This is a genomic window from uncultured Sanguibacteroides sp., from assembly GCF_900543425.1.
Classification (GTDB): domain Bacteria; phylum Bacteroidota; class Bacteroidia; order Bacteroidales; family Marinifilaceae; genus Gabonibacter.
Genome location: NZ_UQRQ01000009.1, coordinates 58,100 through 73,006 on the forward strand (window position 1 = coordinate 58,100; position 14,907 = coordinate 73,006).

Sequence of the window (14,907 nt, forward strand, 5' to 3'; positions counted from 1 at the left end):
TATAACCGAATCTCTTGTTATAACGTTATTCTCAACCGGGATATATTTTACCCGACCGCAGGCAACAAAGAGTAAACAAATGCAGAATAATAACAAGTAATTTTTCATAATCCTATCCAAAATAATTTATCTTTTTACCGTTCAAATAGTCATAAATATCCAGATGTACCCAACTCACGCCACGCTCTATGCGTATTGGATAAGGCAACAAACACATATTTGCAGCTATTTTTGTTCGTACCTCCTCGGCTGTCATTCCTTTTACTTCAAAATCAACTCCGGCTCCATTACAATGCGCAGATAGATATATCTCTCCTCTTTCTGTTTTATCTTTAACCAGTTTACAGATATTACACCTTAATCCTCGTTGCGAAGACGACCCTCCCGAATCCCAGTTATTCACATATACTGGAACTTTAAGAATATCTCTCCGGACAATTAGAAGAGTAAGGAGCAATTCGGTATCTAAGAATTGCCAACTATTTTCTACAAATTTTCTATAAGTATGTGGGCAAACAAGCTCCCGGATATCAAAGAACCGTTTTAGTTCATTAATTATATCACTTCGATTCATCCGAAACCTCCTTTCCCAAATAATTATTCAAACCCGGAATTTTTTTTGCGAATTCGATACTCAAAACATCATACAGGAAAGCTATTGCTCTACTATTCGGAAATAATAATTTCAAATTACGAAGCATGTTCACCCCGTAAAAATAAAACACGGAATAACTCACGAAACTAACACATTGCAAAGCTCCATCTATATTACCTTTCTGCTTACCAATAAAAAAGATAGCACAAACAAGCAAAAAGAATATCGTCGCCTCGGAAACACAGCGAAAGGCTTTTTTAAATTTAAATTCCTCGTCATTCACAATTATTGCGGCTAACAAACCAAAACAAAAGTTCAACAAAAAAATTACTAACATAGAAATCAAATCTCCCGATATTGGGTTTAAATATGCCATAAGCCCCGTGAAAACACAAACAACTAACGCTTTAAAATTTTCCATTTTGCACCTCCTTATCTTAAATTTATACTTTACCGCGATACTTTAAGAATGCAAGGAATCTTCGTGAATTAAGATAAAGAAGGTTATTTTCATTCCTATACGCTTCCTTCTCGAAACTTATGTTTTCATAAGCGATTTTGGCATCACGAGAGATAATTAAGCGCATAATAAATTCTATTCCATATAGGATATAATAAAGAATAGGAACAAAAAACAGGAACCACCACGAGAAATAATCAGTTACATGCAATAACAGACACACAACAATACCCAAGATTATACACTCGATCCATTGCCGAACATGAATCCGTTCATGATAAATTTCTTCCGTGTTTAAATAATCCTCCTTTGTAAAACAAAAACCCAATAGCATAATACGATTACATCTCGAAACTAAAATATTTTTAGCCAACCAATTGTTGTAAAACACTTTCATATCTTTATAATTTTAAAAGTTCAATAAAGTTTATACCAAAATATTTCGACTTCTCGGACCAGATTTTGATTAACAACTTACCATCAGTCACGGCAATATTTGTAAATTCAAACCAATTCACCGAGTTGTTCGTTAGCGAGAAAGCCGGAGTCGGCAGGGTTTGCTCCACGCCGTTTATCGCGACATGACCGTTCGCGCTCGATTCGTCCCTTGAAGTAGAAGATAAAATTTTAATTCGATAAGTTCCGTTAGGAACTTTAAGCCCATACACGGGATAAGTTGTTCCGTTATACTTGTAAGCGTGTTGATAGAATTTAAAATACTCTATATCGTACGGTAAACCGGTAACTCCTGTCAGATCAGGCCCGAAATTTTGAGTAAAATTTTGGTACGCTTCCCCGGTAGCGGCGGCCCTCTCCTCTTTTGTCATGATTGAAAAATCGGTAAGAAGATTCCCTCCTGAATCGTACAATTCTGTTTGTCCTCCCACGGTGACCCCGTTCACGTTACCGGCGTTAATCGTTTTTCCTGTAACGGAATCCGCTTCGCATGTTCCGCCTCCAACTAACGTGTTTCGCATAGCGATGAGAATTTCAACACTCCCTATAACCGAACCAGCTGGTTTAACCTGAACGGATTTTGTGGCGACAACGGCAGAGTTCGCAAGAGAACGAGCCGTTATGGTTACATTTCCTTCCGCGACACCTCGAACGAGTCCCGTGTTATCTATCGTTGCGAATGCGATATTAGAAGAACTCCAAACTATTTCTCTCTGGGTCGTGTCGGTGGGGGTGTAGGCTACAGACAGTTGCAAGTCTTCCCCTGTCTTCACGTTTGCATTTCCGGTTATGTTTAGAGCCGTCACTGGAACTTCACCTGCAGGAGTTTCTATGTACTCGATTGTATCGGACACGATAGAACTTTCCCCGATGGAATTTTTAACCTGGACATATACAGTTTTAATCCCGAATCCGGATGAAAGAGAGTAGGAAATGTTCCCGGTATACGTTATCCAGTTTGCCGTTGACAAATCCGCCATTTCGCCTATCCTGTAATGCGATGGTGTTCCTGTTAAAGCTAATGTCATCGTAACGTTCTGATTCATTGTCGTGGGATTTCCGGCGTTAATCATGGCAGATGTTAGAGCAACCGGATCCGGTTGTTTATTTATCCGGTTTAAAAACGATTCCTTTAATTCCGGCTTAAGCTGATTAACGAAATACAGGGCGTTTGTTTTATCCCAGTTGTCCTGGCTTCCTTCAAATTTGGCCGTAAATTCTTCGGCATATTGAAGTAGGTTAGAATTACAGTTAAGATTTAACAATAATTTCCCGGCGTTGATAGCGTGAGAAACACCCTTTACAACATCATTAACAACGATATTCACGATATTAGAAACATTTGTTATTCCGGACAATAATAGACTGAAATCCGGGTAATAAAAATACTGTCCGGAGGGAATATACATGTCTAAATGTAACGTGCTGCCCGTTACAGATTTTCGTATAACGGAATTTGTTCGAATGTAATAGTACTCGTAAAATTCGTCCGGGGTGCAAAACCAAACGGAATCGTCCCCGTCTTTACCGTACATGTCGTTCATCCATTTTAACCATTCGACCCAATCCGTATTTGTTCTATGTGCTCCAACGGTACACCACTTACGAGCCTCTAAAGCGGCATTACGAATCCCTGTAACGTAAGTTTTTAAAGTCGGTATGTCAGCCGGGAACAAGCGATGTATATTTTTCTTGTATAGACTTCCCGCGAAAGTAGCCGGAAAAAATTGATTGTCGGCATTTCCACCTTCCGAAAGTACAAGTAAAAAAGGATCAAATCGTTTTGCCGCCTCGACATAATTATCATTCCCGTCAGGCCTATACATAATTTTCATCCCCCGATTTGCTAAACGATTTATACATGTCGTTTCGTCTTCCTCGTAGCCACTCATAATGTTGCTAATCGAATTTATATCCCACTTGTCGGCATTTATGTTATGTTGTCCAACACTACAACCAAACTTTAGCATCGGCTTGATATCATCCCAAACCATTGCGGGCTGCATGAAACGATATTTGTTGGTCGTGTTTCCCTGGTCTACAACAATTTTCGTGTCCATGTTCGGAACCCCGTTTTTTCCCACGTTTGGCCAAATAGCAATAGCATGGGCGAACCTTCGCTCGTTTCCGGCTCCGTCCGTGTAGCCTAACGTTTTTCCCGTCCGGGGTAGAGCGGATTGAGGAAAATCGTTTGCAGCTGCTTGGGCTGCATGGTAGAAGTCTTCCGTGCAGACGGGTAAATCGTTTATAGCCGCAAAAGTGGCACAGTAAGAACTTGCATTCGCGTCGTCCGTGATCAATGAGACAAGCATGCTTTTGTTATATTTCAACTTTGGAAATTCGACCTGAACCGCGTTAGGATCCACGCCCCCGGCAAGTTCAATATCTACCGAAACTCGTTCCCCGAAGTATTTAACGTACTCTATTAATACCGTGGCGTTTAAGTCCAGAGTAGTTGTCTCCTTGCATTTTATAACAATCCTTGTCGAGAAATCAGGGGCGACAAATACTTTAACAACATCGTATAGATTGTAAAAGAATTCCGAATCGATCTTCGTGTTAGTGCTTACTACAAAGGCCGAGATATTTAAATACATGTTGTTACCGAGAGGTTCGGTAGACAGAATAAACTCTTTTGTGGCCCCGGTATTTTTTGGTAAACTCGAAATTTTTGCGGTCCGTTGAAAAATTTGGGAATCGATAATCCCGGCCTCGTTCGAGTATCCCAGACGCCCGATTCGTTTTTCTTTAGTAGAAATAACGAGAGGATTCGTTATAGCATCTTGCACCTCGGCGGCGACGAGATTCTTTATCGTCCCTTTTAATTTTTCTGTTTCGTTCGTTACATATTGTTCTAACGCAGGGATTCGATCGTTAACGTTATTTTCAACGTACGTTTTCCAAACCGACATGGGGACAATATATGTTTTACCGTTTATAACCGCTAAAACCTTTTCTTCTCCTGTTACGGGAGAAGATGATACCGGTAAATCTGGAATTCTTATTTCTGGCATAAATTATCAATTTTATAAAAAAGACTTTTATTTAACCCGGTTACGCATTTTTGCTCGTCCGCGAAACGTATAACAACATTCTTTAATGTCGTCGATTCGATGTCAACAAGCTCGATTTCTTTCTCGAAATCTTTTTCCTTGTTATAAAGTTTTCCTTTTTTGTAAATATCTGCCTGTTGTATTTCCAGATTGGAAAATTCGATTTTAGGGAGAAGATTATCTAAAACTTTACGTTCCTGCAATCCAGATTCTCCAACTTCTAAAATTTTTAAGAGATTAATTCTCTCCATCACGTTCAATTTTAATTTTTCCATGATATTCATTTTTTATTTTTTGTAAAATATTTTTCTATACTGGTTATTACCGACATGTTGTATAATTAAAAATGAATCGGCATTTGTTAGTTCATAAGCACTACTTCCAGCATAAACTACCGGGTTACTCGAGTCAAGATTCGAGAAGAAATAAACGTGTCCTTCTTTTACTCCAGCGTTAGGAACGTAATAGTTTCTTGATCCCGAATCTCCCAATCCAAGTTGAAAATAAACCACGGAAACATCCTTTGGTATTGGCCGACTATCATTTATTATCGCAGAATAGCCAAGCGAGAGGATATCCGTTTTAAGCCCCCCGATCGCGCGCATTCCGAAATGTCTACTTTCGTCTATATTAAAGCAGGATCCCCCGATTCCAACAATGCCAGCCACGTCTGTTGTCCGTCCCGTGAAAAGTGCTTCCCCTATAATTGTTCCGTACACGGGAGAAGTGATACAAGCATCTGCAGAAACAACTTGTTCCGGATTGTTTGAAAATATCTTGATACAATTAGGTTTGATACCGCACTCGCTTATTATAGAAGAGGACCCCGCGGGATTCTTTATTTTTAATATTCCTTCCTGTATTTCGAGGATTCCAATCGTTCCGGAAAGAGCGTCTATGCTCCCCCGAAATGACCCATCCTCGGCAACCATTCTGCCATCGATATCGACCAAGAATTTTCCGTTATTAATATTGAAAACCTCCCCGACGGTACCAAAAAAATCGACCTGCATTCCGGCTTTATTACGAATTATAGTGTTCCCGTTTATCTCGATTCGATCGGCATCGAGACGAAGTTTCGAGCCGTTAAGGGTTTCTGCCGAGGCATTAATGGAGGCAATTATATTGTCTTTTTTTACAGTTAAATCCAGTTCGGCAGTTGCATTCGTTACTCGTTGCGAAATGGACGATATCGACACCGTGACACTATCCGAGAAAGCATCGTATTCTGTTTTAGAGACAGTTAATCTTAAGCTTGCTTCAGTATTCGAAACTCGTTGAATTATAGAAGAAATACTTTCAGAAGCGATCTGAGAGAAAGAATTAAAATCTGTTTGCGAAACGGTAAGGTTTAACACACTCTCGGCATTCGATACCCGCTGTGAGATAGAAGCAACACTCTCGGATATCTTTTTGTTAAAAACATCGTATTCACCCCTCGAAACAGTTAAATTTACCGCTGCTTCCGCTTCTGTAACCCTCGTGGAAATCTCTACAAGGGAAACACTAATTCCGTCGATCTCGCTTTTAACGTTTTTGCCATTACGAAGATAAAAGTCCCCGACCAAATAGACATTTTCCCCGTATAAACCGGCCCCGGACATTCTTCCTACAACGGGAGAGATAAGACCGCTTAAATCGCCCATTTGCACCCGGATATTTTCGAAAGCGATATCTTTTCCAGTTACATTATCGAGCACCCGGATATACTTGTTAATTCCGTCAGCATAGATTGATCCCTGACGTGTCGTGTCGGTCGTGTTACCTTGCCGTGCAAGGGTCATAAATCTTTTGGGGCCGCCCGGAACATTAACGAGCAAGTAATCGCCATTCTCCGTCACGTATAAATTTCCCTCCGGATCCGCCAAACTAGCTTCCGATTCTCCAGCATAGATCGATCTTAAATACACGTTCCCGGCATCGATACTCTCGACCTCGAAGAATACCGAATCGAACCCGTTTGCGGTATCGAAATTTCCCCGTAGCACGTCCCCGGCTCGAAAAGGAACTTCGATAATATCCTTTTCTTGTTTAAGCGTTACCCGGAAAAGATTACCGGAAACAGATTCTACACTATCTATTACCCCGCCTGCCGAGAACCAAAATTCGTCCGACATTATAAGGATTTTATTTTTAATAATTTCAGGCGTGTAGAGATATTCCCTAAGGCGTAAACCGGTTAGTTCGCCATAACCATTTTCGAACTTAAATCCAGATCCTAACAACCCGGATGAAAAGTCTGGAGAAGATATCGATGGCGTGTATAAATCTTCTTTAACCCTTACAATATTAAAACTAACATCATCCCCGGTTCTAAGTGGCTGATCTATATAATCTGTAAATCTTTTGCCATTCCACAAAACCGAGTCCTCTGCTTTATCAGCGTAACCGGCAGAGATTTTTTTATCAAGAAATTTTAAATATAAATCTTCACGTACGAGTTCTGTTTTTTTCCAGTAGTTTGTTAGGTCGATTACCGTCTCTATATTATCAATAGCATACCCTAAAACATACCGAGTTATTGCATCGACGGAAATTCGACGCCAAGTATTTTCGAAGGCATACTGAACTGGTAATACAAGATCGTCAGCTATCGCGGCAAGAGGAAACTCGTTCAGCCGGGGGGCTAAAAAAAAAAGTTCGTCAGCAACGGGGAATTCTAACAGTTCAGGAAGAGGTTCCCGGTTCCGTATAATATTATTATATTTTGTCTCTTTAGCGTACCGGAACTCGAACTCGTAAGCGTTAAGATTATCCGTTTCAAATTTATTTTCCGATTCTTCTATAAAAATTCTTCGGGCTGAATCCGCCACGTGGAAACGTTGCGGAGAAACAAAAAAATCACGTAGCCACTCGGCGTAATCTTTAGAAGGCAAAAATCCCGTGTTTTGCATATAGACGCAAGACATATCTATATCGCTATCCGTCGTCTCGTCTTTTATCGTGCTTAGATTACCTTCCGTTTTTAAAATGGCAGAAAATAACCCGGAAAACAAAACCGTATCAATTCCCCCGACTGAGTTCTGAAATAAATAAATTTGCTGATTATCTTGTTTAGGAGACAGCACGTAACGTTGTATATAGCTTAACCGGTTTCCGGCCGGATCTTCCACCCAAACATCGTAGTATAGAACTTGTTTAGAAAAATAACCATTTACGATACCCCAATTGAGATTAAAGGTGTAAAATTTAGAACCCTCCAGAACAATTGTATGAATATCGGATGTTTTGTCAGAAAAATAACCTTTTATCTTTAAATTACCGGACGATTGAGTATAGTAAGACAAAAACTCGGGCAGAGTGGAAGTCAAAAATTTTTGTTGTGGCTGCCATGTCAAAAAGTTACTCTTAAGAAAAACAGGAGAAGATTCTAAGGCAGAAAATCCCCCCTTTATGACGGTAAAAGTTATTGTTTGTGTATCAACCAGAGCGGAAAATGTTTTAACCGCATTCGTTTGCTCATAAGTGACAATATCAAAATTCGGTATGGAAATCTTCAACAATTCATCAATTACCAATTTCACCGGTATTTCTACTTTTCCGCCAATAGGTTCATAGTTTTCTCTTAAAATCTCGACAGCATCGCACGTTAAAACAAATTCAACGCTTTCAGTTAATCCCGAAAGAATAAAATTTTTAACGTTTCCAGATAGGCTTAATGATTCCGGCTGCTGTATAATCTCCATAGTTCAATTTTTCCGAAAAGTAATAGACGAGTACACGATTATAAAGGACAAACTATAACGGATAACCACGATACACGAACTCCACGACATTATCTTTGCCGAGTTTTATCTCGACCTCTTTCGTTACATATTTTTGCCCCGATATCACGACTGCACGACACAGTAGATCCTTAACGCTTCTTATGTACTCGATTTTCCTTTGTACCTTAATTTCGTGCAAAATCCGACTTTTAACAAGAAAGTTAACTTTGTCTCTATGTAGCGTCGAAAGACCACGCACCCAAGTTAAATTAATAGGAGTAGATTCATCCCACTCCGGCTCGGGTGACATGTACGGCTCCGTGCTTGCCGGCAAACCATTTCTTTTATAATAACCTCGATATACCGCGAGACGGAATTCCGAAACAACACTTTTATCAAAAAGCGGGTAGACGTTCACGTTACTATAATTTATAATCGCGATATTGTTCTGGTTCGCTCCTCGATTAATTCCATCATGAATGGTATTAACAGGAGTAGAAATGCAATCAATTTGTTTAAAATCTCCTTCCCCCACCTCCCATTCAAGCGAACTTTTAATACTATCGAGTGTCGAATCCGAAATGTCTTTATCTTTAAACCTGTAACCCGTTTTATTATCATCATCGAATTTTTTATCAACACCATCCTCGACAAGAATAGAAAAAGGTTCGCCTGTTAAGATGCTATTAAAATTCTCTATCGATATCTCTTTCCGGTTTACATCTACCCAGAAGACGAGATTAAACTTTTTTTCAATATCGGCGAAAAAGTCCTTCACGGAAATGTAAGGTAAACAATGTCTAAAATTAAACAGTCTGGGTTTCGGGTTCATGCCTGATCTGTTTACTATAAGTATATCTTGAAAACCTTCTATATAATTTAAACAATTCTTTCCAACACGATAACCGAACCACTTTATTAGTTCTTCTATAACAAATTTTAGTCGCATAAACGGGAGATACACGCATGTTTTACCATCAAGTACAAAGGAAAATTGTTTTGTATTTATATTATATGGATTAAATACCTTCTGAAATAAAGCCTCGGCAGGCGGCAATAACGTCGTTTCAGTAAAGTTTTCATCAAAAAGCGGGCAGGTAACGTAATTTTTCTCTCCCTGCAGGGATCTGTTCATAGCCATTACCGCCTCGGTCTCGTTCGCGAAATCCTCGGAACCTATATTACAATCACGGACCATTATGTTAGTCGCTTTTCGCCAAAACGACATCTTAGCGGTACTGATATACAATTCGACCTCCTTCGATGTTATATCTGTTATTGTTGCGAATCCTCTAAGAAGCTCGTAAGGACCGAATAACACGACAGAGGGGAACTCGGGATTAAAAGAATTCTGCACGATCCGATCAATATCCCCGAATATATTTCTATTTACCTTTAACGGGATCGTGAACGGGTACGTTACATCATCGTTTTTATCTTCCAATAAGCTATTTTGGAATTTTAAAACCAATTCTACATCGAGAGGCAACGCAACATCCAAACCCGAAATGACAACACGCAAATTCATCTTCCTATACTTGTATTTTTATCGTACATATTCGATTTATCTAACTTTTCTTTAAATCCCCCGGACCCATACCATTTAAAAACGATCTCTTTGTTCGCGAGAATTTTCATCATCCGGATATTCTCTTGAAGAAGTTGTCTAATCTCCGGATCCGAACCGACCACCATGATATCAGAAGAAACCGAAGACGTTGCTGTCGGATATTTCCCATCATCATATTGCGGGACCCGGCCGTGAGATATATCCATAATACTCTTGTATATCAGCGGGTAATCAAAAATAAGTTTTCGTGTTGTGGCTCCATCCACCACCATTTCCGGTTCCTTTTCCGAAAACAATCCTAATGTCGCTTTCTCGTACACCCCGGTTTTCAAATTGTCCCCGGCATATTCTGCCTGGTACAACCTCCCATCATCATCACCGACAACCGGGTATTTACCTTTCGCATACTGTGCTGCCTGAATTGTCGCAATCTGAACCGCACCCATTGCAGCAACCAAAGCGGCCATAATAGGACCGACAATCGGACCTAACTCCCACGCTTTTGCAATACCAACTGCCGTACTTAAAATTGTAGAAAAAAGTGCTTGTTTCCTCTCCCTTTCTGCCTGCTTTTGTTGTAATTCCTCCCTCTTGGTATCTAAATCCGCATCCAACTGAGACACTCGAGCATTGTATTGTTCCTGTGAAATCTGTCCCGAATCCAACTGGGCATTAAGAGCAGCCTTTTCTTTTTTTGTTTTCGTCTCGTATTGTTTCAGTTCCTTCTTTCCCTGCTCATTCCGGAGTTTATTGTAAGTGTCCCAAGCATTAGAAAGAGCATTTGCGGCAAACTCCAAATCATTTATTCCTATCTTGCCTTTTTCTAAGTTAGAAAAAAACTCTTCCCATTTACTTGAAGTCATACCAAGCAAATCAAAATCCGTTCGCCCCGAAGCCGTCAAGTCTTTAACCTCGACACCCATTTCTGCCAAAGTAGCTTTCAGCGTATCTATACGTCTTTGAAGCTGCAATTTCTCTTCATCGGTAAGTATTTTTTTACCAAGATCAAATTCTTTTTCTCCTAAATCAACAAAAATACCGGACACGAGGTCCATCATCTCATTCACCTGACTTTCAGTTAGAGCAATCGCTTCAAGTTGATACCGTTTTTGCAACTCTTTTCTTTGAAATAAGGTTCCGGAAAAATTCGACAGTTCCTCGTTTTGCTGCACCTTCAACTGTGCCATCTCGATCGAATGTGCTGTCTCAAGATTCTTTATTTTGATATTAACCTCCTTCATGTAATCATCAGATCGCTTCTTTCGTGTATCCTTGTCGATTTTTTTCAAATTTTCCTGATGTTCCTTCTCCATGATCTCAAGAGCCTTCAACTCCTTATCGGTTAGTTTTTCCCTATTCTTCCCGTATATCCCGGCCTGACGTAACCGGTTATTGAAAGCTTTATTCTCTTTAAACACGGCAGATTCAGCGGAAGCAAGTACCGTATCCACGTATTCTTTTTGAGTACTCGTTTCTACTTTTTTCTGTTTTGTCGCAATCTCTACCATTTTATCTGCAATCTGTCCCCGAAGTTTTACCCGATCTGCTTCCGTTTGAGCCTCGTTTGCCAACCGGTAGCGAAGATGCTCCAACTCTAATTTATCAAGCTGCTCCTCGTATGCTTTTTTATCAATCAACTGCTTCGCATATTTTTCTTTCAGCAACACAATCTCTTCATCAAGATTCCGAGGCTTTACTTCTTTAGTATTTCCACCGCCTTTCCCACCACTTTTATCAACAGGGGAAGTAAAAAGTTCTTTTATTCGAGCCATCTCCTGCTCGTAAATTTTTCTAGCGTCCCGAATCTCCTTTATACCATCCTCTAACCCGGCAGTTTTAATCACAAGTTTCATATGCTCAGAAAATTCGCCACCACTATCCAATTGTTTACGTAATTCTTCAAAAGCCCCCTCCGGATTCAAGTATCTAGCCTGATGCGATAAAGCCCTTTTAATCTTCTCAAGATTTTTCAATTCTGTATCAATAAGAGATTCCACTGCTTTTTCCCTCGCTTGAGACAAAGCCTTATCCATTGCCGCATCCTTTATCGACTTCGACAATGCCCTATAAGCTTTCTCTGCATCATCCAATGTACTTATTTCTAAATTCAGATTTTCCAGATATCCCCCGTATTTATCCGTTATTTCCCTCCGGGCACGTTCCCACTCTTTTGTTCCCTCTTTCGCATTCTGGAGATTTCCAAACAAATCATCCAGCGTCCTCTGTTCCATTGCAACTTCCTTGTTAAACTCCTTCTCTATAGCGATAATCCTCTCCATAGACTTTTGCCACTCCGTCTTTCTCTTCACTAAAGTAGCAATAGCGAATCCCAAAGCCACGATTCCGGCAATAAGTAAAGCATAAGGATTCGTCCCAATTACCCGGTTAAAGGCTTTCCAGGCTATCATTGCCCTTTGTACTTTCCCGATAAGTAACGCCTGTGCCGCAATGAGCAAATACGTTGCAGCTGTCTTTGCTTTCGTCCAAAAAACGGATAACTCATCAAGAATAATCTTCGCCGATATCGCCGTACCCTCCGCCTTCGTCCACTTTACAGACAACTTTTGAACCGCTAAATAAGAAAGATAAATCACAGTTAATTTCACAAGCGTTGAGCCATATTTCGAGAAGAACGACAACAAGGCTCCCAACACTTTCACCAAAATACTCATCGCATTCATCCCGCTAATCATCAACGGTTGCAATTTCTCTCCAAGGAGTTTTATTCTCTCGTTCAACTGATTCTTCGCTTTCTCTCTTATCGCTGCCAGGTTATTATTTTTAATATTAAACTCTTCAGTCAACGATATCCCTTCAACAAAAGACTTATTAGCCAATGCTTGTTGCTCCCGGAGTAATTTCGTATTATTCGCCAACGCTCCCATGACCGACACAGCCCTCACGTTGTCCATCCCGATATTACCCATGTTTGCGACCAACTTCTGCATCTCCGAATTGTTACCTTTCAGGCCATCAAACAAACGTATCAGAGCCTCATTCGCATCCATTTTCATCAAATTGGAAAAATCCGTCACGGACATACCGGCTACTTTCGCATACTCTGCCGTGTTCTTAAACATCCCGGATACTAACTTCGAGAAAACGGTACTGCTCACCTCCGCAGTCTGTCCCAACTGATCCAACGTCGCAGCTAATCCCATTACCTGATCTACCGATATCCCGATTGACGGGGCAACTCCCGCTACTCGTTTCGTGAACTCGACAAGGTATCCCTCGTTCGCCGTACTCGCCGCCCCTAACTCGTTTATCACGCTACCAACCTTCAACAATGCCTGCTCTATACCGAAATCATCTTTCAATTTAAAAATATCCACAAGTTTACCCACCTGCCGGATAGATTCCTCCACGTCACCACCGAGATCCTCTTTCAATGCGATATTAATTTTATCGGCAGCCCTCACGAATCCTTCAAGGTTCTCCTTACCTTCAATTCCCAACTTTCCCCCAATCCGGGCAAGCCCCATTAACTCCTCCTGACTCGATCTCGTGTCAATCTTCCGGAGAGCATCATTCAACTGCAACACCCCCGTTTCCGTCAAACCGGTTGTTTTTCGCACATCTGCCAATACATCGGTAAACTCTACGTACTTGTTTATCGCACTTTTTATTCCCAGAAACACACCGGTCAGAGAAGCCAAACCGGATACCACGAAATTCCAATATTTATTTATACCATCAGCCATCCGGCATAGAATGCTTTGCGTACTCTTCCCCTGCCGAGTCACTTCTGCCAATCGCTTCTGCACTTTCACGAGTTGGGCATCAAAATTTTTCCACTGCTCCGTTCCGGGACCGGCAGTATTCCTCAATCTTGTCAAACGGGTTATCTCCCTCCTCAAATCGGTTACACTCATTTTCGTTATATCCATTCCCTTCCGGATATTTTCCATACGTTGCTTTGCCGTATCGATCGCCCTCGAATTACTATCAAATGAATTTTGCAACTGATTTAATTCCACTCGCAAATCCTTATACTCGACACTATTACCCTTGCCAGCACGTTGCAAATCATCCATCTTCTGCTTTACACTCGCCATTTTATTAGCCAATCCCTCGTTGGCAACGTTTAAATCCTTTATTGAACGTTCCAGTTTCAGCAGTTCCGATTTACCCTTATCACCGTTGATAATAATATTGAGGACCATATCCTCGTCCACGATCCTTTTAGCCATGTCCTTCCGTATTTAATTCGTTCCTAATGCCCTCCCTTAATTCATCGGTAAGGTCATTCATTAGCCTCATGGCAATCGCATGATAAGTCCCGTAAGTAAAACGATTGTGAATATTGTACCCTTTTCTTGTTCTATCTTCCCCTCGTTTATTCTTGACCTTGCGTTTCATATCAAGGAATCGTTCATAGTCAACATGTTTAAATGTCAACTCCCCATCCATGGTATCTCCATCCCGCACGGAAATACCCCGGCTATTACGCAGAACTCCCTCCCGGAACGTCAAACGCTTGTACAAGATCGTTCCTTGGTTCCGGATCAGTCGCTCTCCTTCCTCATGAAGAACCTTACCGACAAATTTCTTTTTAATTAAATCCATGGTTTGAAATTACCATGGCAATGGACAAAAGGAAAGGACAAAAAAAGGCGCAACCCCACAGTTACGCCCTATATAGTCACATAAATCTACCTATAAAAAACCTTTTTTCTGTTTGTCTTCCCGGACTTCTCTCCGGATTCTCATCGTCGTTTCGATGTAACGTTCCAGATCCACCGGATTCTTGTAATTATCTTTCACGGCATCACGGATCGTTTGTTCAAACTCCTTATCATACTTGTCATAATTAATCTTTCCGGTTCCATTATCCTTTGAACGGAAGAATATCACGATGATAAAAACTAATATGGCAACTCCGATAAAAAACATACTTTGATTTTCAACAAATATACAACTATTTTTCCTCTTTTTCAACTCGTGGCGGTACGATATCCAGCTCTAAGGATCACTCCCACCAATCGCTTCAGTTCCACCTCGGTCAAATCTGTATTATTTGTTTGAGTAAAGTATCGAAACGAGCTTTACGAAGTTCCATATTC

The 14,907-nt window shown here is 40.6% G+C and carries 10 protein-coding genes; all 10 read right to left on the bottom strand.

Annotation, left to right across the window (positions count from 1 at the left end; all coding sequences use genetic code 11):
- Positions 1–112: 112 nt before the first annotated feature.
- Positions 113–403: a hypothetical protein gene (locus tag QZR76_RS06670; protein WP_294141560.1), complete on the bottom strand. Its 291-nt coding sequence runs from the start codon at positions 401–403 to the stop codon at positions 113–115.
- A 157-nt stretch (positions 404–560) separates the two neighbouring features.
- A complete protein-coding gene (locus tag QZR76_RS06675; protein ID WP_294141562.1) occupies positions 561–932 on the bottom strand; it encodes a hypothetical protein in 372 nt (123 codons plus the stop codon).
- A 106-nt stretch (positions 933–1,038) separates the two neighbouring features.
- Positions 1,039–1,452: a hypothetical protein gene (locus QZR76_RS06680; protein ID WP_294141563.1), complete on the bottom strand. Its 414-nt coding sequence runs from the start codon at positions 1,450–1,452 to the stop codon at positions 1,039–1,041.
- A gap of 4 nt (positions 1,453–1,456) precedes the next feature.
- The gene (locus QZR76_RS06685) at positions 1,457–4,525 is read right to left on the bottom strand and encodes an Ig-like domain-containing protein (RefSeq protein ID WP_294141565.1); all 3,069 of its coding nucleotides are present in this window, start codon (positions 4,523–4,525) and stop codon (positions 1,457–1,459) included.
- Positions 4,513–4,839: a hypothetical protein gene (locus QZR76_RS06690; protein WP_294141567.1), complete on the bottom strand. Its 327-nt coding sequence runs from the start codon at positions 4,837–4,839 to the stop codon at positions 4,513–4,515. The genes QZR76_RS06685 and QZR76_RS06690 overlap by 13 nt, the downstream gene beginning before the upstream one ends.
- 12 nt (positions 4,840–4,851) lie before the next feature.
- Positions 4,852–8,250, bottom strand: a complete 3,399-nt coding sequence (locus QZR76_RS06695) for a hypothetical protein (protein WP_294141569.1) — start codon at positions 8,248–8,250, stop codon at positions 4,852–4,854.
- 52 nt (positions 8,251–8,302) lie between these two features.
- Positions 8,303–9,799, bottom strand: a complete 1,497-nt coding sequence (locus QZR76_RS06700) for a hypothetical protein (protein WP_294141571.1) — start codon at positions 9,797–9,799, stop codon at positions 8,303–8,305.
- Complete coding sequence (locus QZR76_RS06705; protein WP_294141573.1) at positions 9,796–14,034, bottom strand: phage tail tape measure protein; 4,239 nt, start codon at positions 14,032–14,034, stop codon at positions 9,796–9,798. Before QZR76_RS06705 ends, QZR76_RS06700 begins: the two co-directional genes overlap by 4 nt.
- The gene (locus QZR76_RS06710) at positions 14,027–14,410 is read right to left on the bottom strand and encodes a hypothetical protein (protein WP_294141575.1); all 384 of its coding nucleotides are present in this window, start codon (positions 14,408–14,410) and stop codon (positions 14,027–14,029) included. The genes QZR76_RS06705 and QZR76_RS06710 overlap by 8 nt, the downstream gene beginning before the upstream one ends.
- Before the next feature lie 90 nt (positions 14,411–14,500).
- Entirely contained in the window at positions 14,501–14,737 is a 237-nt protein-coding gene (locus QZR76_RS06715) for a hypothetical protein (RefSeq protein WP_294141577.1), read from the bottom strand.
- Positions 14,738–14,907: the final 170 nt, after the last annotated feature.